Here is a 24,293-nt window from a genome sequence, read left to right on the forward strand (position 1 = left end):
CCCCTTCAAGACCGGCAGGCTTGCATCCACCATCCTCTAAAGCTGTAAAGCGGGCGATTGCGCCTGATAGTTAATCGACCCTGCGATTCCATGGCAACGCCTAACGACCAAGGATTCTCCGGCAATATGGCTCCAGCATGCCCTGTAGATATGACAAAGGGCGCCGAGGCGCCCTTTGTCATTGAGGGGAGCTTGATAGCCCCGAGACTATCAACCGGTGTTGCGCATACCGGCGGCAATACCGGCGATGGTGACCATCAGCGCCTGATCCAGCTCGGGATGCAGGGTCTCCGGGTGGTTGCGTGAGCGGCCCAGCAGCTCGACCTGCAGCACGTTGAGCGGGTCTGTGTAGGGGTTGCGCAGCTTGATGGACTCCTTGATCCAGGGCTGGTCGTCGAGCAAGTCGCCCTGCGGGCGCAGCTCCAGCACCACCTGGATGGAGTCGGCAAGCTCCTGACGCAGCTGTTTGCCGAGGCCCCACAGCTCCTTGGGCACCAGCCGGGTGTCGTAGTACTCGGCCAGCCAGACGTCAGCCTTGAGGAACACCATCTCCAGCATCTCGAGGCGGGTGCGGAAGAAGGGCCACTGACGGCTCATCTCTTCCAGCACGCCCTTCTGACCGTCGGCGATGGCTTGCTGCAGTCCTTTGTGGGCACCGAGCCAGGCCGGCAGCATCAGCCGGTTCTGGGTCCAGGCAAAGATCCAGGGGATGGCGCGCAGGCTCTCGACCCCGCCGTTGGGTTTGCGCTTGGAGGGGCGCGAGCCGAGCGGCAGCTTGCCGAGCTCCATCTCCGGGGTGGCGGCGCGGAAGTAGGGCACGAAGTCCGGATGACCGCGCACGATACTGCGGTAGTGATCGCAGGAGACAGACGCCAGCTGCTCCATCACGGCGCGCCAGCACTCCTTGGGCTTGGGCGGCGGCAGCAGGTTCCCCTCCAGCACGGCGCTGGTGTAGAGGTTGAGGCTCTGGATGGCCACCTTGGGTAGGCCGAACTTGAAGCGGATCATCTCGCCCTGTTCGGTCACCCGCAGGCCACCGCGCAGGGATCCCGGCGGTTGCGACAGAATGGCCTGATGGGCAGGCGCGCCACCGCGGCCGACGGTACCGCCACGGCCATGGAACAGGGTGAGGCGCAGGTTGTTGGCCTCGGCCAGTGCCACCAGGGATTCCATGGCGGCGTACTGGGCCCAGCCGGCGGCCATCATGCCCGCGTCCTTGGCGGAGTCGGAGTAGCCGATCATCACGTACTGACGGCCCTGGATGTAGCCGCGATACCAGTCCACCGACAGCAGCCGCTCCATCACGGCGGTGCCCGCCATCAGGTCTTCCTGGGTCTCGAACAGCGGGGCGACCGGCATGCGGAACTTGCAGCCGGCCTCTTTCAGCAACAGCTGCACCGCCAGCACGTCGGACGGCGCGCCAGCCATGGAGATGATGTAGATGCCGAAGGCATCGGGGTCGTGCTGGGCAATGACCTTGCAGGTATCCAGGGTCTCGCGGGTCTCGTCGCTCGGCGCCCAGTCGCTCGGGATGAGCGGGCGGCGGGAGTTCAGTTCGTTGAGCAGGAAGGCCTGCTTGTCGTCCTCGCTCCACTCGGCGTAGTCGCCCATGCCGAGGTAGCGGGTCAGCTCGGAGAAGACCTGGCCGTGGCGCTCGCCATCCTGGCGGATGTCCAGCTTGACCAGATGGATGCCGAAACAGGCCAGCTTGCGCAGCACGTCCAGCAGCATGCCGTCGGCGATGTTGCCCATGCCGCAGGCGTGCAGGGAGTGGTAGCAGAGCTCCAGCGGCTCGCGCAGCTGGGCGGTGGTCTTGACCAGATCCCGGCTCTCGCTCGCCTGGCCCTGCACCTTGGCGGTGAGAAACTCCTGGGTCTCGCGCAGCTGTTCGCGCAGCTCGCGCACCAGGGCGCGGTAAGGCTCGGGGTGATCACCGACTCGCTCGCGCACGGCATCGGTGCAGTCGGACATGGAGAGCTCGGAGGTGAGCTCCTTGATGTCCTTGTAGAACAGGCTCACCGCCATCCAGCGGCTCAGCTCCAGTACTTCGGCGGTCACCTTGGCGGTGACGAAGGGGTTGCCGTCGCGGTCACCGCCCATCCAGGAGGTGAACTTGACCGGCGCGGCATCCAGCGGCAGCCGCACACCCAGGTGGTGTTGCAGCCGCTCGTCCAGATTGCGCATGAATTCGGGGATGGCCGGCCACAGGCTGTTTTCCACCACGGCGAAGCCCCACTTGGCCTCGTCCACCGGGGTCGGGCGCTGTTCGCGGATCTCGTTGGTGTGCCAGGCCTGGTTGACCAGCTGTTCGATGCGATTGAGGATCTTGTCCCGCTCGCGGGGCAGCAGATCGGAGAGCTCCAGCGCCTCGAGGCAGTCGTTGAGCTGCACGTGCTTGTGGATCAGGGTGCGACGGGTCACCTCGGTGGGGTGGGCGGTCAGCACCAGATCGATGTCCAGCTCGCGCACGGCCTGGATGATGGCCTCCTGCGACAGGTTGGAGGCTTTCAGCTTGTCGAACATCTGCTCCAGCGGATCCGGGGTGCAGACCTGTTCTTCGCAGCGACGGGAGATGGTGTGGAACTGTTCGGCCACGTTGGCCAGGTTGAGGAACTGGCTGAAGGCGCGGGCCACCGGCAGCAGCTCGTCGTCGCTCAGGTTGCGCAGGGTGTCGAGCAGACGTTCCCGGTCCGTCTCATTGCCTTTGCGGGAGGATTTGGCCAGCTGGCGAATGGTTTCGATCTTGTCGAGGAAGGCCTGTCCCTGATGATCCTTGATGGACTTGCCCAGCAGTTGACCCAGCATGCCTACGTTGGCGCGTAGTGCGGCGTACTTTTCGTTCATTCCACATCCTTATCTTGTTGGTGCCTGACACCCATCCGGGGTGCGAGACGACCTCACTTATTGTTGTGCGATTACAACATATGCTCCGTCATCTTAGGGTGACAATCTACCCAGATTGTCTGCGCAAGGTCAAATAACAGGCCGATTCAGAACATGTATTTCCATCACCTGTCCCGAGGTGCGATGTCATGTAACTTACTTACATTCCCGTCAGTTCAGAGGCAGAAACGGCGGATCAGGTGCTGCAATACGCTGGTGGTCGGTTTGACGAACGACAGATCGAGATATTCGTCCGGCTGGTGGGCCTGGGCGATGTGGCCGGGGCCCAGCACTATGGTTTCACAACCGAGCTGCTGGATGAAGGGGGCCTCGGTGCAATAGTTCACGGATTCGGCGGCCCGACCACTGGCCCGCTCGGCCTCGCGCACCAGCTCCGAGTCATCGGCGCAGGCGTAGGCGGGGATGGGCTCGTGCAGGTGTTGCAGATGCAGGCAGCCAGGCTGGTGGATCTCGATGGGGGAGAGCGCTTCTTTGAGCATGCCCATCAGCTCGTCGGGGCCCACCTGCGGGGTGGGACGCATGTCGATGTGCAGTTCGCAGCAACCGCAGATGCGGTTCGGGCTGTCGCCCCCCTGGATGTAGCCGAGGTTCAGGGTCGGTTGCGGCACGGCGAATCTGTGATCGGCGTACTTCTCCTTCAGGCTGTGCTGCAGCTTGAGCACCTGGCCCATGGCCTGGTGCATGATCTCCAGCGCGTTGACGCCGTTGGCGGGATCCGAGCTGTGACCGCTCTTGCCTGTGATGCGGATGGCTTCCGACATGTGGCCCTTGTGGGCCACCACCGGCACCAGCCCGGTTGGCTCGCCGATCACCGCGTAGTCGGGTTTCAGCTCGGCTGCAGCGGCGATGGCGCGGGCCCCCGCCATGGTGGTCTCTTCATCGGCGGTAGCCAGGATGCGCAGCGGCTTGTTGAGGGTCTTGAGGTCGATCTCCTTGAGCGCCTCGACGATAAAGGCGAAGAAGCCCTTCATATCGATGGTACCGAGGCCATATAGGCGGTTGCCCTCTTCGGTCACCTTGAAGGGATCCTTGCGCCAGGCGCCCTCGTCGAACGGCACCGTATCTGTGTGGCCCGCCAGCAGCAGCCCCCCTTCGCCTTGACCTATCGTCGCCACCAGATTGAACTTGCCCGGCAGATCGGGCAGGGCGGTCACCTCGCACTGAAAGCCGAGCTGACCGAACCAGTCGGCCAGCAGCCGGATCACCGCCTCATTGCTCTGATCCCAGCGGGGATCCGTGCTGCTGATGGACGGAATCGCAATAATATTCTTGTAGAGTGAAAAAAAATCCAGATTGGCCACCTGCTCCTCCTTGCTTCCCCGGAATGTTTCTGTTAGAAAATACAAATGCAAAGTGAGTGCATGAATATTCTGTAAGTTTGCCTGAATACGTGGCTCATCGACAAGGCTTCTAGTTGTAAGGGAAAGTTAATGTTCTGTCACCTGATCTATAACCGACGACACACACCCGCCTGAATTGCCCCTCCGCACTCGTGCAGGGGGCATCGAACCCCCTTGTGCACCGCAGCACCATGCTGTGAATCTCGAACTCTGACTTGGAATACTCAACATGCTTAACACCGTTATCGTCGGTGCCAGTGGCTACGCGGGAGCCGAGCTGGCCGCCCTGGTCCAGAACCATCCACAACTCAAGCTGTTCGGCCTCTATGTTTCCGCCGGCAGTCAGGACGCCCACAAGCGTTTCTCTTCCCTGCATCCCCAGTGGGTTGGCGCCCTGGATCAGCCGCTGCTGCCGCTGGACGAAGATGGCATGACCCGGATCCTGACCCAGGCCGATCTGGTGCTGCTGGCCACCGCCCACGAGGTGAGTGCGGAACTTGCGCCCAAGTTCCTGGCCAAGGGGCTGCCGGTGTTCGATCTCTCCGGTGCCTTCCGGGTCAGGGATCAGCAGTTCTACGCCTCCTACTACGGCTTCACCCATGAGAGCGAGCAGTGGCTGGATCAGGCCGCCTACGGCCTGGCCGAGTGGAATGCCGAAGCGGTCAAGGCGGCCCAGCTGATTGCCGTGCCAGGTTGCTACCCGACCGCCTCCCTCTGCGCCCTCAAGCCGCTGCAGCAGGCCGGTCTTATCGCCAAGGGGTGGCAGCCCATCATCAACGCCGTCTCCGGGGTCTCCGGTGCCGGTCGCAAGGCGGCCATCAACACCAGCTTCTGCGAGGTGAGCCTCAACCCCTACGGCACCTTCAATCACAGGCATCAGCCGGAGATCAGCCACCACCTGGGCAAGGAGGTGCTGTTCCAGCCTCACCTTGGCAACTATGTGCGCGGCATCCTGGCCACCATCTATGTGCAGCTGGCAGACGGCGTGACGCCGACCCAGGTGGATCAGGCCTACCTCAAGGCCTACGAGGGCAAGCCGCTGGTGCGTCTGACCGGCCAGATGCCCTCCATCCGTGGCGTCGCGGGCACCCCTTACTGCGACCTCGCCTGGCAACAGCAGGGCAACATGCTGGTGGTGGTATCCGCCATCGACAACCTGCTCAAGGGCGCCGCCTCCCAGGCCATGCAGTGCATAAATATCAAATTTGGATTTGAACCGGCCACCGGCCTGATTTAAGGACTCAAGGAAGGATCGCAACGATGGACAAGCAGACTCTGGTAATCAAGCTGGGCGGCGCACTGATCGAGAACGACGAGGCGCTGACCGCCCTGTTCGCCACTCTCAAGACCTTTCTGGACGAGCAGCACAGACCCCTGGTGCTGGTGCACGGCGGCGGCTGCCTGGTGGATGACCTGCTCAAGGGACTGGGTCTCACCTCCACCAAGAAGAACGGTCTGCGGGTGACCCCATTCGAACAGATCCCCTTCATCGCCGGCGCGCTGGCCGGTACCGCCAACAAGATGATGATGGCCAAGGCCATCGCCACCGACATCCCGGCGGTGGGGCTCTGTCTGGCGGATGGCGGTCTGTGCCAGGTGACCCAGCTCGACCCGGCACTCGGCGCGGTCGGTGACTGCCAGCCGGGCAACCCGGCGCTGGTGGCGGGGATCCTCGCTCAGGGCTTCCTGCCGGTGGTGAGCTCCATCGGCATCACCGCAGACGGCCAGCTGATGAACGTCAACGCGGATCAGGCGGCTACCGCCATTGCCGAGGCGCTCGGCGCCGACCTGGTGATGCTCTCCGACGTGAGCGGCATCCTGGATGGCAAGGGCAAGCTGGTGCCCCAGCTCGACAAGGTGACCGCGCTGGATCTGATGGAGAAGGGGGTGATCAGCGACGGCATGGCGGTCAAGGTGAAAGCCGCCCTGCATGCCGCCGAGACCCTGGGCAAACCGGTCTGTGTCGCCAGCTGGCGCTACCCGGATCAGCTGCTCAAGCTGCTGGCTGGCGGTGCGGTTGGCACCCAGGTATCTCTCTGATCTCCACCGGAACAAGGAACATCCGATGCAACATCTTCTGAAAGACAGCGACTTGAGCAAGGCCCAGATCGAGGCGCTGATCGCCCTGGGCAAATCGGTCAAGGCCGATCCGAAAAAGTACGGCCAGGCACTGGCGGGCAAGAGCGTGGTAACCCTGTTCGAGAAACCCTCCCTGCGCACCCGGGTCACCTTCGACATCGGCATCGCCAAGCTGGGCGGCCACAGCGTCTATCTGGATCAGCAGAACGGCGCGCTCGGCAAGCGCGAATCGGTGAAGGATTTCGCCGCCAACCTGTCGCGCTGGTGCGACGCCATCGTCGCCCGGGTGTTCGATCACCAGACTCTGGTCGAGCTGGCGGAGCACGGCACTGTGCCGGTGGTGAACAGCCTGTGCAACCTCTACCACCCCTGCCAGGGGCTGGCGGACTTCATGACCATCAGCGAGCACTACGGCGATCTGTCCAAGGTGAAGCTGGCCTATCTCGGCGATGGCAACAACGTCAGCCACTCATTGCTGCTGCTGGGGGCGACGCTGGGCACCGACGTGACCCTGGTCTGCCCGAAAGGCCACGGCCCGGATACCCAGATCTTCCTGCAGGCCCAGGCGCTGGCGGCCCAGTCGGGGGCGACCATCCACATCAGCGACGACGTGGCGGCCATCGAAGGGTTTGACGTGGCCTACACGGATACCTGGGTCTCCATGGGTGACAACACGCCAATGGAGCAGGTAAAAGATATCTTTATGCCTTATCAGATCAACCAGGCCCTGCTCGACCGGACCGGCATCCAGCACGTGCTGCACTGCCAGCCGGCGCACCGGGAGCTGGAGATCACCTCTCAGGTCATGGACGGGCCTGGCTCCCTCATCATGGACGAGGCTGAAAACCGGATGCATATCCAGAACGCCGTGCTGCTGACCCTGCTTGGGCACAAATAACGGCAACCGACCCCAAATCACACCCTTTTATCGAATCATCATGGAGAGAAGTAAATGAGCGGAATCAACAAGATCGTACTGGCTTACTCGGGCGGACTGGATACCTCGGCCATCATTCCCTGGCTGAAGGAAAACTATGATGCGGAGATCATCGCCTTCGTTGCCGACGTCGGTCAGGAGCGTGACGATCTGGAAGGGATCGAGCAAAAAGCCATCGCCTCCGGCGCCACCAAGTGCATCGTCAAGGATCTGCGGGAAGAGTTCGTCAAAGAGTACGTCTACCCGACCCTGAAGACCGGCGCCGTCTATGAGGGCACCTACCTGCTGGGTACCTCCATGGCCCGTCCGGTGATCGCCAAGGCGATGGTCGAGGCGGCGCTGGCGGAAGGGGCTGACGCCATCTCCCACGGTTGCACCGGCAAGGGCAACGATCAGGTGCGTTTCGAAGGTGCGGTGGCCGCGCTGGCGCCCCAGCTGAAAGTGATCGCCCCCTGGCGTCTGTGGGACATGCGCTCCCGGGAAGATCTGCTGGCCTACCTGGAAGCCCGTCAGATCCCCTGCAAGGCGACCCTGAAGAAGATCTACAGTCGCGATGCCAACGCCTGGCACATCTCCACCGAGGGTGGCGAGCTGGAGAGCACCTGGAACGAGCCGTCCGAAGCGGTCTGGCAGTGGACCGTTTCCGCCGAACAGGCACCGGATCAGCCGGAGTACGTCAAGCTGACCGTGGCCCAGGGTGAAGTGGTGGCCGTTGACGACCAGCCGCTCAGCCCGCACCAGATCCTGACCACCTTGAACGAGCGTGCCGGCAAGCACGGCGTGGGCCGCATCGACATCACCGAAAACCGGATGGTGGGCATGAAGTCCCGCGGCTGCTACGAGACCCCGGGCGGTACCGTGATGGTCGCCGCACTGCGCGCGGTAGAAGAGCTGGTCTTGGATCGCCCGACCCGCGCCTGGCGGGAAAAGCTGGGTGCCGAGTTCTCCCACCTGGTCTATGACGGTCGCTGGTTCACCCCGCTGTGCAAGGCCATCGTCGCTTCTGCCAACGCCATCGCCGAAGATCTCGACGGTGAAGTGGTGCTGAAGATGTACAAGGGTCAAGTCACCGCGGTGCAGAAGAAGTCGCCGAACAGCCTCTACTCCGAAGACTTCGCCACCTTCGGTGCCGACGAGGTGTACGACCAGAGCCATGCCGAAGGCTTTATCCGTCTCTACACCCTGGCCAGCCGGATCCGCGCCATGAAGGAGCAGCACCAGGCCATCGGTGGTGATCATACCCACGGCTAAGCAAGCGCGATAACCCGTTGATTCCGTTGAGGGGGCATGGCCCCCTCTTCTATAGGCAGAGGGCATGGCCCCTGAGCCATCATCGGTGGTGTGACAAGAGCGGCAGCGCCCCGGCCGCTTCTGTGCGATAACAGGGGCTGTGTGAATATGATGCTGACGGATTTTCTCCCTTCTCCCGCCTACTTGAAAAACAAGGGGAGAAGGGGCGGGGATGAGGGGGAATTACCCTCACCCTAGCCCTCTCCCAGAGGGAGAGGGGATCGGTTCGTAGTTGCTGGATGTGACATGTTTAACGGCAACAGCGTCGCTCACCACCGCACTGTTATGCAGAAAAATACAGGGCAAGATTTTTGCGCGCAGGCCAAGGGGCTGCGCCAGTACGGCAGGCGCAAGGGCGCCGCCGACAACGCATTCAAGGAGAGCAGTATGGCACTTTGGGGTGGACGCTTCAGTCAGGGAGCCGATAGCCGGTTCAAGCAGTTCAACGATTCGCTGCGGTTCGATTACCGGCTGGCGGAGCAGGATATTCAGGGCTCCATGGCCTGGGCCAAAGCGCTGGTCAAGGTGGGCGTGTTGACCGAGGGTGAACAGGGCAAGCTGCAGCAGGCGATGGAAGTACTGCTCGCCTCTGTGCAGCAGGATCCCCAGCAGATCCTGAGCTCGGACGCCGAAGATATCCACTCCTGGGTCGAGAGCCAGCTTATCGCCGCCGTCGGCGATCTTGGCAAGAAGCTGCACACCGGCCGCTCGCGCAACGATCAGGTCGCCACCGACCTGAAACTCTGGTGCAAGGCACAGGGCGAGCTGCTGCTCGGCTCCATCACCGCTCTGCAACAGGGGCTGGTGGCCTCTGCCCGTGCCAATCAGGCCGCCGTGCTGCCGGGTTACACCCACCTGCAGCGCGCCCAGCCGGTCACCTACGCCCACTGGGCGCTGGCCTATGTAGAGATGCTGGAGCGGGATTACTCCCGGCTGCAGGATGCCCTCAAGCGCCTCGACACCAGCCCGCTCGGCTGCGGCGCGCTGGCGGGCACCGCCTACGCCATCGACCGCGAAGCCTTGGCGCTGGACATGGGCTTTAGCGGTGCCACCCGCAACAGCCTGGATTCGGTCTCCGATCGGGATCACGTGGTGGAGCTTATGCACGTGGCGTCCCTCTCCATGACCCACCTGTCGCGCTTTGCCGAAGACCTTATCTTCTACAACACCGGCGAGGCGGGCTTTGTGGAGCTTTCCGATGCGGTCACTTCCGGCTCCTCCCTGATGCCGCAGAAGAAGAACCCGGATGCGCTGGAGCTGATCCGTGGCAAGACCGGCCGGGTGGTCGGCGCCCAGATGGGCATGCTGATGAGCCTGAAGGCGCTGCCGCTGGCCTACAACAAGGACATGCAGGAAGACAAAGAGGGGCTGTTCGATGCCCTCGACACCTGGCACGACTGCCTCGACATGGCGGCCCTGGTGTTGATCGATCTGAAGGTCAATGGCGAGCGCACCATGGCGGCGGCGCAGGGGGGCTACGCCAACGCCACCGAGCTGGCGGACTATCTGGTGGCCAAGGGCATTCCGTTCCGCGAGGCGCACCATATCGTCGGCGAAACCGTGGTCTATGCGATCGGCGTGAAGAAACCCCTGGAGGAGCTCTCCCTCCCCGAGTTCCAGCGCTTCAGCCCCGTGGTGGGGGAGGATGTCTACCCGAACCTGGAGCTGGAGGCGACTCTGGCCAAGCGGGTCGCCAAGGGCGGCGTCGCTCGCGAGCAGATCGAGTCTGCCCTCACCGCCGCCGAGGCCTGGCTGGCCAAGCGCGGCTGATTGCCAAGCCGAATGAAATGAAGAGGGCTCAGGCCCTCTTTTTTATGTCTATGCCATCGCCTGCCACTCCCGATTGCGCAAGAATGGGCTTCTGCATGGACGCCAATACCTCGCTCAAGGAGCCCTTATGTATCAACCACCCCATTTTGCCGTTACCGATCCCGAGGTGCTGCACCAGCTGATCCGGGCCTATCCGCTGGGGGCTCTGATCACCCATGGTGAAGGGGGGCTGGATGCCAACCACCTGCCGTTCGAATTCGATGCTGGAGCAGGGGAACATGGCGTCCTGCGTGCCCATGTTGCCCGCAACAATCCACTCTGGCAGGAGGTGAAAGACGGCGACGAGGTGCTGGTGATCTTCAAGGCTGCAGATGGCTACATCTCTCCCAGCTGGTATCCGGGCAAGCAGGAGCATCACAAGCTGGTGCCGACCTGGAACTACAGCGTGGTGCATGCTCACGGTCGCATCCAGATCCGCGACGATGCCCGCTTCGTGCGCCGGCTGCTGGCAAATCTGACTCGTCATCATGAGGCCGGGGAGACGACCCCCTGGAAGATGGCGGATGCGCCGCGAGACTATCTCGAGGCCATGGTGCAGGCGGTCGTCGGCATCGAAATCGAGATAACCGGGCTGGTCGGCAAGTTCAAGCTGGGTCAGAACAAGGAGGCGGCGGATCGCCTGGGCGCAGCCAATGCCCTGCAGGAGCGCGGACAGAGCGCGCTGGCAGAGGCGATGCTGACTCCACCTTCCTCACTACCCTAGCGTGGCATCATGGGATTCGGCCCGGCAAAAACGGCAACCAGGAGGTTGCCGTTTTTTATTGCTCACCGCCGTTCACGCACTGGCATTGAGCAGCTTGCCTACGCCTTCCCCCTTGCCATTGGGCAGGGTCTGCTTGAAGGCGAAGAGCAGCTGATCGAGGCTGAGGTCGCTGTTGCCAAGGGAGCCCTTGAAGGTGTCGAGCTCGCCCTGCAGGGCATCGAGGCGGGTGCTCTGGGTGCCGTTTGCCAGCTGGGTGCGAGCGGCGTCGATGGCCTGGGGCAGGGACTGGCCCGAGAACTCCTGCCCCAGGGTCTGCATCAGCGCCCCCATGAAGTGGTTGATGGCGGGACGGTTCTGCTCGCTGTTGGCATCCTTGACGCCGAGGCGCTGGAACAGGCTCTGTACCGTGGGGGCGAGCCGCTCGTCCTGCACGGGGGGCTCGGTCTGGGCCGGTTGCGTGCTGTCCCCAAGCAGCTTGCTGCCGAGCTTGAGGGCGAGGGAGGCGAGGGGAAGCAGGGTGCCGATGGCGATCATGATGTCACTCTCCGTACTACTGATGTCATGACGGAGCAGGGAACGGGCCAATTTGGCGAAAATTTAGTCTTAGAGTGGCAGGGGACTGATCCTGCGGTGAATTTAGTTTTGGCCAGGCAGAGGGCGGGCGAGTGCGAGAGAGGGCGGCGGCAAACCCTTGCAGCCCGGGGGCTGGCGGTTTGCCGCCCGGCCTGCCGGATCAGAGCTCCTTGAACGGGCGGCGCTTCTCCTCCTCGATGACGATGGCTTCCAGATTGGCGATGCGCTCCTGCAGCTCGTTGATGAGCATGTCCTGCTTGCCGAGACGATCGGTGATGCGGGCATCCCCCAACTGGTAGCGGGCCCGCTTGCTGAGAAAGCCGAACAGTGCGCTGATGAAGACGATCAGCACGATACCGGTCCACATGGTCATGAATGACTCCTTGCCGATGAATAAACGAGAAAACAGCCTTGTTGCCATCTGTTGTCTCATACCCGATTGCCGGCTGCAATGGCCGGCAAGGGGGTGGACGGGAATGTCGAGGGGCCGTTTTGCCCGCGTCAGACCGTTTGCCAGAGCGGACGGCCGAGCCAGAGCCCCCACAGGGTCAGGTGCAGCAGCACGATGAACCAGAATACCCTGCGATAACTCCCCTTTTGGGTCTTGTGGCGCAGCCAGTGGCGGGCCAGCAGGGCGCCGGGCCAGCCGCCGAACAGCTCGAGCAGGTGGAGCCGGGACTCGGGGATGCGCCAGCCGCCGCGCACCGCCTGGCGCTTGTCGTGGGCGTAGGCCAGCATCGTCAGCAGGCTCATGGTAGTGACGATGGCGAGCGGCCACCAGTTGGCGTCGGCCAGGCCGAGCCAGGCCGTCCACAGCAGGGGAAGCAGGGCGAGCCAGATCACAGGGCCAGCTCCCAGCCGCGGGGGGCGTCCGGGCTCAGGCTGCGGATCACGCGCGCCGGGTTGCCCACCGCCACCGAGTCGGCCGGGATGTCGCGGGTGACCACGGCGCCGGCCCCTATGATGGAACGGGGTCCTATGGTGACGCCGGGGCAGATGATGGCGCCGCCGCCAATCCAGCAGTCATCGCCGATCCGCACCGGCTTGTTGTAGGCGGTCCAGTTGCGTCGCTCCAGATAGTCCATGGTGTGGGTGGCGGTGTAGATCTGCACGTTGGGGGCCAGCAGCACATGGCTGCCGATGTGCACCTCGCCCACGTCGAGAATGGTGATGTTGAAGTTGAAGAAGGTCTTCTCGCCGATGTGGATGTTGCGGCCGAATTCGCAGGTGAAGGGAGTGCTGATCCAGCAGGAGTCGGGGCAGTGACCGAACAGCTCGCCGCACAGGCGCTGGCGCAGGGCTTGGTCACCGGCCGGGGAGGCGTTGAGTTGTGCCAGCAGCGCCTGACCGCGGATCCGGTCGTTCGCTATCTCCTCGCTCTGGCTGTCCAGGGCACCGCCCGCCAGTACCTTGTCCCAATCGCTTGCCATGCTACCGCTCCTCTCATGTGCCAAGAGGAGCCAGTATACGCGAGCACTTTGGCGGCGTCAGGCTGTCACTTGCTGCAAGATCAGGCGCCGGGCCAGATCAGCGGCAGGATCAGCAGGGCCGAGACGAAGTAGGGCAGCAGCACCCGCAGCCCCAGCCGGCGGCCGCCGATCCCCAGGGCCAGCAGCCCCTTCACCAGCGAGTTGACCAGCCCGGCCAGCAGGATGCCGCGGGCTGCCACCTCCAGCGCCAGCTCCTTGTGGGAGAGCTGGGAGAGCGACAAGGTGATGGCGTCTACGTCGGTGATGCCGGAGACCAGCGACAGCAGATAGACCCCGGAGTTGCCCACCTTGTTCTGCAACAGGGTGGCCATGAAGCCGATCAGCGCCAGCAGCAGGCCGAACTTGATGGCGGTGGCGAGATCGAGCGGGTTGCTGGTCTGGGGTTGCACCGGGCCGTCGGTCAGCTCCTCGCGTTGGCGCCAGAACCAGAAGGCGAAGCCGTAGACGGTGGCCGCCAGCAGCAGCAGGGGCGCCGCCAGGCGCATCGCCAGCTCGTTGTGGATGAGCAGCACCAGCACCAGCAGTCGCAGCCACATGGTGGCTCCCGCCAGCAGGATGCCGGTGGCCAGCAGCCGCTCCAGCCCGCCCTGCTCCTTGTTGAGGCGGGCAAACTGCAGGGTGAGGGCGGTGGAGGAGGCGAGCCCGGCCAGCATGCTGGTGAGCACCAGCCCGGCGCGGGTGCCGAGCAGGCGCACCGCGAAGTGGCCGCAGAACGAGATGCCGGCGATCACCACCACCATCAGCCAGATCTTGAAGGGGTTGAAGGCATCGAGCGGGCCCATCTCCTCGTTGGGCAGCACCGGCAACAGCACCAGGGAGATGAGCAAAAAACGCAGGGTGGCGTGAAATTCGGTCTCGCTCAGAAACAGCATCCCCTGCTGGATCTTGCCCTTGAGCCCCATCAGCAGGGCCGCCAGCACGGCGCAGGCCACCGCCTCGCTCGGGCTCAGCAGCACCGACATCAGCCCCAGCAGATAGGTGAGCAGCATGGCCACCGAGCTGGTGAGGCCGAACTCCCCTTGCCAGCGCTGGGCCAGCCAGACCGAGAGGCCGCAGCCCGTCACCACCGCCAGCAGGCCGAGCAGCGGCAGCCAGGGGCCCAGGGTGGGAAGCAGCAGGGCGCAGACCCCGCCGAGCAGGCCGATGAGACCGTAGGTCCGCATCCCGGCGATGCGTTGGTTGTCCCCCAGCTGGCGCACCTGCCAGCCCCGCTCCAGCCCTATGATGAGGCCGATGGCCAGCGACACCAGGGCACCATTGACGGGTTCTGCGTTGATCCACATAACGACTTCCTGTTCGTCATCAGACTGCCTTGTTTCCATGATGGCACAGCCGGCATCGGGCCAGCGCGGCCTGGCTCACAGAGTGCGCGAATGGCGCCTACGGCCTCCTGATATGAGCAAATGAGATAAGCAAAGCGTTATTTCTTGGTTCTCGGCATAACAAGCCCGCGGCATGCTGAACTCAACCCAACGAGATATGGAGTATCCCCATGAAACTGCGAACGACCGCCCTGACCCTGCTCTCCCTGCTGGCCCTCGGTCAGGCCAATGCCGCCGAGATCCGCTTGCTCAACGTCTCCTACGATCCGACCCGCGAACTGTTCCAGGAGTACAACGGCGCCTTCGCCAGGGAGTGGAAGGCGAAGACCGGCGACGACGTTGTGGTCAGCCAGTCCCATGGCGGCTCCGGCAAGCAGGCGCGCGCCGTGGTGGACGGGCTGGAGGCGGACGTGGTGTCGCTGGCGCTGGCCTACGACGTCAATGCCGTGGCCAGGCAGGGGCTGATTGGCGCCGACTGGCAGAGCCGGCTGGCCAACAATGCGGCGCCCTACACCTCCACCATCGTGTTCCTGGTGCGCAAGGACAATCCCAAGCAGATCAAGGACTGGGATGATCTGGTGCGCAAGGACGTGGCCATCGTCACCCCCAACCCCAAGACTTCCGGCGGGGCGCGCTGGAACTACCTGGCTGCCTGGGGCTACGCCCTGAAGAAGAGCGGCAGCGAGGAGGGGGCCAAGCAGTTCGTCGGCGATCTCTACAAGAACGTGAAGGTGCTGGACTCCGGTGCCCGCGGTGCCACCACCAGCTTCATCGAGCGCGGCCTCGGCGATGTGCTGCTGGCCTGGGAGAACGAAGCCCTGCTGGTGCTGGGTCAGCCCGGCAATCGCGACAAGTTCGAGCTGGTGGTGCCGTCGGTCTCCATCCTGGCCGAGCCGCCGGTGGCGGTGGTGGACAAGGTGGCCAGGAAGCACGGCACCGAGGCGGTGGCCAAGGCTTACCTCGACTACCTCTATTCCGACGAGGGGCAGCGCATCGTCGCCAAATATCACTATCGCCCCAGCAATCCGGCGATCCTGAAGGAGACCGCAGCCCAGTTCCCGCAGCTTACCCTGTTCACTGTCAAGGATCTGGAAGGGGACTGGGACAAGGCACAGAAGAAGCACTTCGCCCAGGGCGCCCTGTTTGACCAGATCTATCAGCCGGGTCGCTGAGCGACCGGCCATCGTCAACTGAAACTGGCCCCTGTGCCAGCTGATAGGAGCACCAAGATGAACAAGATCCTCCTGGTTCCCGGTCTGCACAACAGCGGGCCGGATCACTGGCAGAGCCGCTGGCACCAACAATTCCCCCACTGGCAGCGGATGGTGGGGCTGCCGTGGGATCGGCCCGACCTCACGGTCTGGAGCGCCAAGCTGGCGAGCAAGCTCAAAAGCCGGCGCGGGCGGGCTCACCTGGTGGCCCACTCCTTCGGCGCGCTGGCAGCCATCACGGCGGCGCGCCGGCAGCCCGACAAGGTGGCCTCGCTGTTTATCGTGGCGCCGGCGGATCCGGCTCGCTTCGGCTTGCCAGACGAGCTGCTGGCAGGATCGCTCAAGGTGTCGGCCCAGCTGGTGGCCAGCCGCAACGATCCCTGGATGAGCTTCGAGCGGGCCGAATACTGGAGCCGGCAGTGGCAGGTGCCGCTGTTTGATGCCGGCGAGGTGAGCCACCTCAATGCCCAGTCCGGCCACGGCGACTGGCACCAGGGGCTCAACCTGCTCGGCACCCTCTATCGGCGGGCCGAGATGGTGGTGGCGCCGACGCCGGCGGTGTGGGAGCGGCGGGCGGCCTTGAGTTTTCGCTAAGCGGCGAGCGTTGATCTCACAGGTTTGGAATAGAGAAGGAGGGCAGGCAGCCGATACCACGACAGTCTGATTTGGATAGCTTGGTACATTGCACGACGCTCCATTTTTAGGTCTTTTATTTATATAAAATACCTTTTTTTCATTTTATGGCTCTAAAAGCCTTGTATGTCGTTGTTAGATAAAAAAGTGCTTAGCAAAGGCGTTATTGGTGTTTGTTGCCCCTGACAGGAGTGCGCAGAATCGCTGTATCTAATGTTTTTCATAACAAACGGATGCGTTATGCGATTTGGCTCTTACTCCGTGCTGCCGGGCTTCGGCCCGACCCTCGGCTTCAGCCTGCTCTATCTGGGCGTGCTGGTGCTGCTACCGCTCTCGGCGCTGGTGCTGTTTGCGGTGAACAATCTGACCCTGACCGAGTTTTGGCAGGTGATAGGTTCACCGCGGGTGCTCGCCTCCTTTAGTCTGAGCTTCGGGGCCGCCCTGGTGGCGGCACTGCTCAACGCCCTGTTCGGCCTGATCCTGGCCTGGGTGCTGGTGCGTTATACCTTCCCCGGTCGTCGACTGGTGGATGCCCTGATCGATCTGCCGTTCGCCATGCCCACCGCCGTCTCCGGCATCGCCCTGTGCGCCATCTTCGCCCCCAACGGCTGGATCGGGCAGTGGGTCGCCCCGTTTGGCATCGAGCTCGCCTACAACCCCATCGGCGTGGTGATTGCGCTCACCTTCATCGGGCTGCCCTTCGTGGTGCGCACCCTGCAGCCGGTGCTGCGGGAAGCCGAAACCGAGCAGGAGGAGGCCGCCGCCAGCCTGGGCGCCGATCGCTGGCAGACCTTCATCCGGGTGCTGTGGCCGACCCTGGTGCCGGCCCTGCTCACCGGTTTTGCCCTGGCCTTCGCGCGGGCGGTGGGGGAGTACGGCTCCGTCATCTTCATCGCCGGCAACCTGCCGATGGTATCGGAGATCGCGCCGCTGATGATCATGAGCCACCTGGAGGAGTACGACTACGCCGGCGCCTCCGCCATCGCCGTGGTCATGCTGCTGATCTCTTTCATTTTGTTACTGCTTATCAACAAGTTGCAGGCCTGGAGCTGGGCCCGTATCGGAGGGAGCCGGATATGAACGCATCCAACGCAAGCCTGGCGCTGGCAACGGGCGAGGCGGCGCCGACCACCTCGGTGCGCCAGCCCCCCGTCATCCGCGAGCCGGTCTGGGTCAAGTGGCTGCTGATCACGGTCGGCCTCGGCTGGTTTGCCGCCCTGCTGCTGCTGCCGCTGGCCACCGTCTTTATCCAGGCCTTGTCCCCCGGATTGAACTTCTTCTGGCACGCCATCAGCGAGCCGGACGCCCTCAGTGCCCTCGGCCTCACCGCCCTGGTGACCCTCTGCTCGGTACCCCTCAACCTGCTGTTCGGGGTCGCCGCCGCCTGGGCCATCGCCCGCTTCCGCTTCCCGGGCCGGCAACTGCTCATCACCCTCATCGATCTGCCGTTCTCCGTGTCACCGGTGATCGCAGGGCTGATGTTCGTGCTGATGTTCGGCAGTCGCGGCTGGTTCGGCGAATGGCTGAGCGAGCACGACATCAAGGTGATTTTCGCCACCCCCGGCATCATCCTGGCCACCACCTTCATCACCGTGCCCTTCGTGGTGCGCGAGCTGCTGCCCCAGATGGAGGCGCGCGGCCCGGAAGAGGAGGAGGCCGCCATCATGCTGGGGGCGAGCGGCCTGCAGATGTTCTGGCGGGTCACCCTGCCCGGCATCCGCTGGAGCCTGATGTACGGCCTGCTGCTCTGTACCGCCCGGGCGGTGGGGGAGTTTGGCGCCGTGTCTGTGGTCTCCGGCCACATTCGCGGCCAGACCAACACCCTGCCGCTGCACATCGAGATCCTCTACAACGAGTACCAGACCGGCGCGGCCTTCGCGGTAGCCAGCCTGTTGGCCCTGTTCGGGATCTTCACCCTGCTGGGGGAAACCCTGCTGGCCCGGCTGCGTGCCCAGCCCACTCACTCTCACTGATCACCGAATTCAAGAGGCTGCCATGAGCATTCAGGTACAAGGACTCAACAAGCATTTCAACCAGTACGCGGCGCTGGCCGACATCAACCTCGACTTTCACGACGGTGAGCTGGTGGCGCTGCTCGGCCCCTCCGGCTGCGGCAAGACCACTCTGCTGCGGATCATCGCCGGGCTGGAGCAGGCCGACAGCGGCCACGTCATCATCCGCGGCGAGGATGCCTCGGATCTGCACGTGCGCGAGCGCAACGTCGGCTTCGTGTTCCAGCACTACGCCCTGTTTCGCCACATGACGGTGTTCGAGAACGTGGCGTTTGGCCTTAGGGTCAAGCCGCGCCGCGAGCGACCGGCCGAGGCGGCGATCCGCGCCCGGGTCAAGGAGCTGCTGGATCTGGTGCAGCTCAGCCACGTGGCCGCGCGCTACCCGACCCAGCTCTCCGGCGGCCAGCGTCAGCGGGTCGCGCTGGCCCGCGCGCTGGCGGTGCAGCCCAAGGTGCTGTTGTTGGATGAGCCCTTCGGCGCCCTCGACGCCCAGGTGCGCAAGGAGCTGCGCCGCTGGCTGCGCGAGCTGCACGACGAGCTGCACGTCACCAGCCTGTTCGTCACCCACGATCAGGAGGAGGCGCTGGAGGTGGCGGATCGGGTGGTGTTGATGAACGCCGGCAGGGTCGAGCAGATCGGTACCCCGGCCGAGGTCTACGACCAGCCCGCCAGCTCCTTCGTGCACAGCTTCCTCGGCAGCGTGAACCTGTTTCGCGGCCGGGTGGCTGGGCAGGGGTTCGGCATCGGCGAGCAGCTGCTGGGCGGGCCCATCAGCTCCCAGCTGGCGGAGGGCAGCGCGGCCGTCGCCTATGTGCGTCCCCACGAGCTGGAAATAGTGCCGGCAGATGCGCCGGGCGGCATCAGCGCCACCATCACCCGATTGCTGCCCATGGGGCCGCGCATCCGGGTGGAACTGCGTGGCAATGGGGATACAAACGGTGCACACTTCGAGGCCGAGCTGAGCAAGGAGGCGGCCCGCGCCTTCAGCCCGGGCCAGGGGGTGCGGCTGGTGGCCAGACAGGCCCAGCTCTACCCGGATTACCAGATTTAAGTGGCAGGCCCCTGGGGGGCCGCGCAGGCAAGCTGCGTGACCAGGGCGGAGTCTGCCCGCCTGGGATGCAACAGGGTCAGTATGGCGGCCAGAGTTCAGACTCGGGTAGCCAGACAAGATAACAACAAGGCGGCGGGGAGAGCCCCGACCGGCCGGTCAGCGCAGGAGGCGATGACGTGAATTTTCAGCAGTTGCGAATCATTCGGGAGGCGGCACGGCGGGATTACAACCTGACCGAGGTGGCCAATGCCCTGTTTACCTCCCAGTCCGGGGTCAGCCGCCATATCCGCGAGCTGGAAGAGGAGCTGGGGATCGAGTTGTTCATCCGCTACGGCAAGCGGCTGCTCGGCATGACAGAGCCGGGCAAGGAGCTGCTGGTGATCGCAGAGCGCATCCTCGGGGATGCCGAGAACATCCGCAAGCTGGCCAGCACCTTTGCCAACCGCGACTCGGGCCGGCTGCTGGTGGCGACCACCCACACCCAGGCCCGCTACGCCCTGCCGCGGGTGGTGAAGGCGTTTCGCGAGCAGTTCCCGCTGGTGCAGCTGGAGCTGCGCCAGGGCGGTCCGGAGGAGATAGTGCGGCTGGTGCAGACCGGCGAGGTGGACATCGGCATCAGCAGCGAGCAGCTCGACAAAAGCGAAGGGGTGGTGGCGTTTCCCTACTACCGCTGGCACCACAACATAGTGGTGCCGGAGCAGCATCCGCTCAGTGCCGAGCAGGAGCTGACCCTGGCGGCGCTGGCCCAGTGGCCCATCATCACCTATCAGGCCGGGCTGACCGGGCGGGCGCGGGTGGACGAGGCGTTTGCCGAGGCCGGTATCGCCCCGCAGATCCTGCTGACCGCGCAGGACTCCGACGTTATCAAGACCTATGTCGAGCTGGAGATGGGGGTGGGCATACTGGCGGACATGGCGTTCGACACCCAGCGCGACAAGGGACTGGTGCAGCTGGACGGCAGCCGGCTGTTTGCGCCCCACACCGCCTGGATCGGCCTTAAGCAGGGGCAGTTCCAGCACAACTTCGCCTGGCAGTTCATCCAGCTCTGCAACCCTGAGCTGGCGCTGGCGGACATTCAGGCCCGCGCCATGGGTGGCGAGCCCGCCATCGACTTCCAGATCTGAGCTGTCACAGCAGAGAAAACGGGGAGCCAGTGGCTCCCCGTTTTGTTGATGGCATCGTGCTGCGCCTGCGGGTCAGTTGACCAGGATCCAGGCATCCTGCCAATTGCTACCGACCCCGGGTTCATACTGGGTGGCGCTGGCCGACCACTGGCTGCACCAGCCGCGATAGGGGAAGGGCTTGCACTGGTAGATCTTGCCGTTCTTGGGCTGCAGCACCCTGGTGCCGTCGGTGTAGGACTTGAGCCCCTCCGGGAAGGTGAACTGGTAGTCACCGCCGGCGGCCGGATCCTTGAGCATCAGGTCCAGGGTCTGCTGCACCGCATCGCCACCGGCCTTGGGTTTGCCTTCGATCACCAGCTGGTGGTGACCGGCGCTGAGCCCGGTGAGCGGCATGGTGAAGCTGTGGCTGCTGTCCTTGATGTCGGCGCTGGTCTGTCCCTTGGCGGCCCCCCCGTGATCATACAGAGTGTTGGTGACGGTCAGATCACCCTCGGCGGCCACGGTAAAGTTGAGGGTGAGTTTGCCCTCGTCGAGCAGGTAGTCGCTCTCCAGGCCGCTCACGCTGACGCCGTTGCTCACTGGCGGCTGCTGTTGCTCAAGCTGGATCTCGACCCGCTCCAGCGCGCTGCCGGCCTTGAAGTAGACCGGGTTCTGGCCATAGACGGGGTTGAACTGGCCTTCACCGCTCTGCTGGCCGGCGCGGATCTGGCTCTGCTCTGCATTGATCTTGCTCGCCAGGGCGTGGGTCCAGTTGTTCTTCTGGCCCTGCTCCGGGCTGGCGATGGTCAGCTCGGTCTGCAGATCGGGGCGCACGCCGTTGGCGTCGAACACCAGAGTTCTGGCCTTGTCGCCGACCGCCAGCTCGGTGGAGGGGTAGATGGTGCCGCCCTGGCTCCATTCCAGCGGTGGCTGGGTGCCACCCTTGAAGTTGGCATCGATCACGTTATAGAAGCTGTTGCTGGTGTCCCCCACTTCCCACACCCCCAGGATCACCTGATAGCCGGTGCGCTCGGGCAGGTTGCACTGGTGGGTGACCTGCTTGGGCGGCTGGGTCATGTTGCCGTCCACCACGCAGAAGGGGGTGAGCTCGAAGGAGGCGCGAGTCAGCGGCTGGTTCGGGTTCCAGTCCTGCTTGGTGAGGTAGTAGCGCCAGTTGCGGGTGACGTGGTTGGCGGTGAAGGTCCAGCTGATGGCGAAGGGGCCGGCTTGTACCTCGCGGCGGGTCCAGCGGTCGCTGGTCTGGGCGTTCAGCTCGCCCCAGCTGGCGCTGCCGGCCGAGGCGATCTGGCCGTCGGCAGGGCCGCCATTCGGGAAGCCGGAGGGGCCTTCCACGCTCTGGGGTTCCCATTGCACCGCGCCGCACTGGCTGTTGCCGCCGGTCTTGCACAGGTAGTTGCGCGATTCCGGCTGGCTGATGTAGCCGTGGGCGAGCACGCTGCCACTGACCAGCAGGGCCAGCGTCGCAGCGACGTGATTGAGTTGGATTTTTGCTGCCATACATTCCTCTGTTCGACAGATGTGGGCAGTCAAGTTGGCAGGGGCGTTCCCCGAAACACTGTGTGGCAACCCCGCTATCCTGGACGACATGTCTTTAGACCGGAGGCTTTGCGTCCTGGCCTTTCAACCAGTTTGCCAAATGACTACATAAAGGGTCATGGTGTCGCGTTTGGCGACAACTCATCATGACTATTTTTGATTAAATAATTAAGTGTAAATCTTTACAGCTTGACCTCATCGGAGTAGAGCAAACACTTAACTTTCTGTTTTTAAATGGCTATTAACTCGGCGCCACGGCATCAAGTTCGTCGAACAGGTCGACAAGATGCAAATATTTGGCATTTTTTCGCAATGAAAAACGCCCCCGCCAGCCGATCTGGCGGGGGCGTGCGCTGCGACAAGCCAGGACGGATCAGTGGCGGATGCGCGGGTGATCCTCCTGCCGCGGCGGTTGCGGCATCCGTGGCTGGGTTGCCGGCTGGTGGCTGGCCGAGCCCAGTTTGAACAGGGCCAGCCGCTCGTCCAGGCTGCGGGAGAGTCCGGCCAGCAGCTCGCTCTCCTGAGCCAGCTGGGAGGCTGACTGGGACATCTCCAGCGCCGAGTCGTTGATGCCGCTGACGTTGCGGTTCATGTCCTCCGCCACCATGCTCTGCTGCTCCGCCGCGGTGGCGATCTGGGTCGCCATGTCGCTGACGTGCTGGATGTGGTTGACGATGAGGGAGAGATCCTGGCCCGCCTTCTCTGACTGGCCGACGCTGCTCTCCGCCAGCTTGCGGCTGGCGTCCATGGCGTCGGCCGCACTCACCGCCCGCTGCTGCAGCTGGGCTATGGTGCTCTGGATCTCCTCGGTGGACTGGCGGGTGCGGCTTGCCAGCTGGCGAACCTCGTCGGCCACCACGGCAAAGCCGCGGCCCTGCTCGCCGGCCCGGGCCGCCTCGATGGCGGCGTTGAGGGCCAGCAGGTTGGTCTGCTCCGAGATGGCGCTGATGACCGCCGTCACCTCGCTTATCTGCATCACCCCCTCCTTGAGCTGGTTGACCTGCAAGGTGGCCTGCTCCACCTCGCTGGCCAGCGCCTGGATGCCGTGCACGCTGGCGTGCACGTCCCGGTTGCCGAGGCCGGCCTCGCTGGTGGCGTCCTGGGTGTCGCGGGCGGTGTTCTCGGCGTGGCCGGCCACGTCGGCGATGGTGGCGCTCATCTCGTTCATGGCGGTGGCGAGCTGGGCCAGCTGATCCCGCTGGCTGTTGACCGCCTGGTTGGTCTGCTCGGCGGAGGCGGCGATGCGCAGGGCGGCATCCGCCACGTTGCCGGCCCCCTGGCTTGCCTCCAGCAGGGCGTGCCGGATGGCGCTGAGCCCCTGATTGGTGCAGCTGGCGACGGCCCCCAGCTCATCCTTGCCGTGCACCGGGATGCTCACCACCAGATCGCCGGCGGCCACCTGCTGCATGGCCCGGTTGATCTCGGCCAGCGGGTTGACGATGGAGCGGCTGATGGCAAAGCCCAGCAGCCCCATCAGCAGGGTCACCAGCAGGGTAGCGCCCCCCATCAGCTGGTACTGGGACCAGATGGTGGCCTGGATGTCCTGCAGCAGCACGCCGGAGCCGAGGATCCAGCCCCAGGGCTGATAGCCGGCTACCAGCGACAGTTTCTGGGCCGATTCGCCGGAGGGGGAGACCCACTGGTACTCCAGCCGACCCTGCTGACCCCCTCTACCGAGATCCACCATCCGCTGCCAGTGCGCGCCGGCGGTGGCGGATCCGCTCTCGCCCATCTGCTGGCCGACCAGCTCGGGCCGGACGGGGTGCACCAGCATCCGGCGGTTCTCGTCCAGCACGAACAGGTAGTTGTCACCGTCAAAGCGCATGCTGTTGAGCATGGCCCTGGCCTCGGCCTGCGCCTGCGGGGCGGGCAGGGTGGCGGCCAGCGCCTGGATCCGGCTCATGGCCAGATCCAGCACGGCCTGCAGCCTGGCTTCCCGTTCACTCATCAGATTGCGCTGCAGGGCACTGGCGGAGATGAGCAGCAGTGCGATGAAGCCGACCAGCGCCAGTGAGAGCAACAGCATCAATTTGCGGCTCACGGCAATATCACCGAGCTTGAACATAGTCTCTTCCTTAACTTTCCCATGCGGGTCTGGTGGTGACCAGTCTGTCGGCTGGCCCTGATTATTTTTCATTTAACATTTAATTAACTTTCAAAGGCTTGGCGCGACAGCACGCCAATTGAGAAGTTTGACACCAGTATAGCCAGCAGACAGAAACCCTCGCTTTTGGTAGCGTGTTCGCGCGCATCCCGGC

The 24,293-nt window shown here is 64.0% G+C and carries 21 protein-coding genes and 1 riboswitch; of the genes, 12 read left to right on the forward strand and 9 right to left on the reverse strand.

Going from position 1 to position 24,293, the window contains the following annotated elements; genetic code table 11:
• Positions 1-210: 210 nt before the first annotated feature.
• Both ppc and argE read right to left on the reverse strand, forming a co-directional pair.
• Positions 211-2,844 carry a phosphoenolpyruvate carboxylase gene (ppc, locus tag AB5Y81_RS00580; RefSeq protein WP_279484910.1) on the reverse strand — a complete coding sequence of 878 codons (2,634 nt, stop codon included), beginning with the start codon at positions 2,842-2,844 and terminating at the stop codon, positions 211-213.
• 215 nt (positions 2,845-3,059) lie between these two features.
• A complete protein-coding gene (gene argE / locus AB5Y81_RS00585; RefSeq protein ID WP_024943617.1) occupies positions 3,060-4,205 on the reverse strand; it encodes an acetylornithine deacetylase in 1,146 nt (381 codons plus the stop codon).
• A 268-nt stretch (positions 4,206-4,473) separates the two neighbouring features.
• Here argE and argC point away from each other — a divergent pair, with 268 nt between their 5' ends.
• The 6 genes from argC (at position 4,474) to AB5Y81_RS00615 (ending at position 11,083) form a co-directional block, all read left to right on the forward strand.
• Positions 4,474-5,481 (forward strand): N-acetyl-gamma-glutamyl-phosphate reductase, encoded by a 1,008-nt coding sequence (argC, locus tag AB5Y81_RS00590; RefSeq protein WP_024942337.1) that lies wholly within the window; start codon positions 4,474-4,476, stop codon positions 5,479-5,481.
• 23 nt (positions 5,482-5,504) lie between these two features.
• Complete coding sequence (gene argB / locus AB5Y81_RS00595; RefSeq protein WP_279484909.1) at positions 5,505-6,284, forward strand: acetylglutamate kinase; 780 nt, start codon at positions 5,505-5,507, stop codon at positions 6,282-6,284.
• 25 nt (positions 6,285-6,309) lie between these two features.
• A complete protein-coding gene (locus tag AB5Y81_RS00600; RefSeq protein ID WP_026139149.1) occupies positions 6,310-7,221 on the forward strand; it encodes an ornithine carbamoyltransferase in 912 nt (303 codons plus the stop codon).
• Positions 7,222-7,275: 54 nt separating this feature from the next.
• A complete protein-coding gene (locus AB5Y81_RS00605) occupies positions 7,276-8,511 on the forward strand; it encodes an argininosuccinate synthase (RefSeq protein WP_005308541.1) in 1,236 nt (411 codons plus the stop codon).
• Positions 8,512-8,937: 426 nt separating this feature from the next.
• Complete coding sequence (argH, locus tag AB5Y81_RS00610; RefSeq protein ID WP_279484907.1) at positions 8,938-10,320, forward strand: argininosuccinate lyase; 1,383 nt, start codon at positions 8,938-8,940, stop codon at positions 10,318-10,320.
• A gap of 127 nt (positions 10,321-10,447) precedes the next feature.
• Complete coding sequence (locus AB5Y81_RS00615; RefSeq protein ID WP_021469525.1) at positions 10,448-11,083, forward strand: FMN-binding negative transcriptional regulator; 636 nt, start codon at positions 10,448-10,450, stop codon at positions 11,081-11,083.
• 72 nt (positions 11,084-11,155) lie between these two features.
• On the opposite strand, the gene AB5Y81_RS00620 is transcribed toward AB5Y81_RS00615, so the two are convergent.
• The 5 genes from AB5Y81_RS00620 to AB5Y81_RS00640 all read right to left on the reverse strand — a co-directional run bounded on the left by AB5Y81_RS00620 (position 11,156) and on the right by AB5Y81_RS00640 (position 14,429).
• Positions 11,156-11,617 (reverse strand): hypothetical protein, encoded by a 462-nt coding sequence (locus AB5Y81_RS00620; RefSeq protein ID WP_279484906.1) that lies wholly within the window; start codon positions 11,615-11,617, stop codon positions 11,156-11,158.
• 199 nt (positions 11,618-11,816) lie between these two features.
• Positions 11,817-12,029 (reverse strand): hypothetical protein, encoded by a 213-nt coding sequence (locus AB5Y81_RS00625; RefSeq protein ID WP_005308557.1) that lies wholly within the window; start codon positions 12,027-12,029, stop codon positions 11,817-11,819.
• 128 nt (positions 12,030-12,157) lie between these two features.
• A complete protein-coding gene (locus AB5Y81_RS00630; protein WP_005308559.1) occupies positions 12,158-12,499 on the reverse strand; it encodes a DUF1294 domain-containing protein in 342 nt (113 codons plus the stop codon).
• The gene (locus AB5Y81_RS00635) at positions 12,496-13,086 is read right to left on the reverse strand and encodes a sugar O-acetyltransferase (protein ID WP_010635198.1); all 591 of its coding nucleotides are present in this window, start codon (positions 13,084-13,086) and stop codon (positions 12,496-12,498) included. Before AB5Y81_RS00635 ends, AB5Y81_RS00630 begins: the two co-directional genes overlap by 4 nt.
• Before the next feature lie 80 nt (positions 13,087-13,166).
• Entirely contained in the window at positions 13,167-14,429 is a 1,263-nt protein-coding gene (locus AB5Y81_RS00640) for an MgtC/SapB family protein (RefSeq protein ID WP_279484905.1), read from the reverse strand.
• 209 nt (positions 14,430-14,638) lie between these two features.
• Here AB5Y81_RS00640 and AB5Y81_RS00645 point away from each other — a divergent pair, with 209 nt between their 5' ends.
• From AB5Y81_RS00645 to cbl, 6 genes are all read left to right on the forward strand, one after another.
• A complete protein-coding gene (locus AB5Y81_RS00645; protein WP_010635196.1) occupies positions 14,639-15,640 on the forward strand; it encodes a sulfate ABC transporter substrate-binding protein in 1,002 nt (333 codons plus the stop codon).
• 57 nt (positions 15,641-15,697) lie between these two features.
• Positions 15,698-16,273 (forward strand): alpha/beta hydrolase, encoded by a 576-nt coding sequence (locus AB5Y81_RS00650; RefSeq protein ID WP_279484904.1) that lies wholly within the window; start codon positions 15,698-15,700, stop codon positions 16,271-16,273.
• Between the two features lie 279 nt (positions 16,274-16,552).
• A complete protein-coding gene (cysT, locus tag AB5Y81_RS00655; RefSeq protein WP_279484903.1) occupies positions 16,553-17,392 on the forward strand; it encodes a sulfate ABC transporter permease subunit CysT in 840 nt (279 codons plus the stop codon).
• Positions 17,389-18,285: a sulfate ABC transporter permease subunit CysW gene (gene cysW, locus AB5Y81_RS00660; RefSeq protein ID WP_279484902.1), complete on the forward strand. Its 897-nt coding sequence runs from the start codon at positions 17,389-17,391 to the stop codon at positions 18,283-18,285. Before cysT ends, cysW begins: the two co-directional genes overlap by 4 nt.
• Positions 18,286-18,307: 22 nt before the next feature.
• Positions 18,308-19,375: a sulfate/molybdate ABC transporter ATP-binding protein gene (locus tag AB5Y81_RS00665; protein WP_208200177.1), complete on the forward strand. Its 1,068-nt coding sequence runs from the start codon at positions 18,308-18,310 to the stop codon at positions 19,373-19,375.
• A gap of 176 nt (positions 19,376-19,551) precedes the next feature.
• A complete protein-coding gene (gene cbl / locus AB5Y81_RS00670) occupies positions 19,552-20,499 on the forward strand; it encodes an HTH-type transcriptional regulator Cbl (RefSeq protein WP_005308577.1) in 948 nt (315 codons plus the stop codon).
• 72 nt (positions 20,500-20,571) lie between these two features.
• Here cbl and gbpA read toward each other — a convergent pair whose 3' ends face one another.
• Together gbpA and AB5Y81_RS00680 are read right to left on the reverse strand one after the other, a co-directional pair.
• Positions 20,572-21,996 carry an N-acetylglucosamine-binding protein GbpA gene (gbpA, locus tag AB5Y81_RS00675; protein WP_026140984.1) on the reverse strand — a complete coding sequence of 475 codons (1,425 nt, stop codon included), beginning with the start codon at positions 21,994-21,996 and terminating at the stop codon, positions 20,572-20,574.
• A gap of 61 nt (positions 21,997-22,057) precedes the next feature.
• Positions 22,058-22,143, reverse strand: a riboswitch (cyclic di-GMP riboswitch).
• Between the two features lie 265 nt (positions 22,144-22,408).
• Entirely contained in the window at positions 22,409-24,100 is a 1,692-nt protein-coding gene (locus tag AB5Y81_RS00680) for a methyl-accepting chemotaxis protein (RefSeq protein WP_279484901.1), read from the reverse strand.
• Between the last annotated feature and the right edge of the window lie 193 nt (positions 24,101-24,293).

Source organism: Aeromonas sp. s2 (genome assembly GCF_040907935.1).
GTDB classification, from domain to species: domain Bacteria; phylum Pseudomonadota; class Gammaproteobacteria; order Enterobacterales; family Aeromonadaceae; genus Aeromonas; species Aeromonas dhakensis.